We start from the raw sequence: 375 nt of genomic DNA, 5'->3' as shown, positions 1-375 counted from the left end.
TCGCCACGCCCAGGTAGAGCAGGCTGTCGGGCGCGCGTTCGCCCTTCTTGTCGCCCAGGTAGTTCTGCAGGAACCACTGCGCCGCCGTGCCGGGCTTGCCGTCTTCGAGATAGGCACGGCCGAGCAGATTGCGCGCCAGGCTGATCTGCTTGGCCTTGGGATAGGCCGTGACGAACTTGTTCAGCTGGACCTGCGCCTCGGGATAGAACTTGGCGTCATAGAGCCGATAGCCATAAGTATATTCATCGGCCTGCTTGTCCCCGGTCGAGGGCATCTCGATCGCGGCAACGGCGGCCACCCGGTCGGCAGAGGCCTTGGCCGATGCGGGCGTGGCGGCCGGTGCCTTGGCCGGCGGCTGTGCCGGGCCAGCGGCCG

Annotated in this window: 1 protein-coding gene; it reads right to left on the bottom strand. The window is 67.2% G+C overall.

Going from position 1 to position 375, the window contains the following annotated elements; all coding sequences use genetic code 11:
• The coding region (locus tag H926_RS29505) for a hypothetical protein (RefSeq protein ID WP_022677984.1) at window positions 1-375 on the bottom strand (375 nt) is incomplete at both ends.

It is taken from the genome of Novosphingobium sp. B-7 (genome assembly GCF_000410615.1).
Lineage (GTDB): Bacteria > Pseudomonadota > Alphaproteobacteria > Sphingomonadales > Sphingomonadaceae > Novosphingobium > Novosphingobium capsulatum.
Note: the sequence above shows the minus strand (reverse complement) of the source record. Positions and strands in the feature narration are given on the sequence as shown.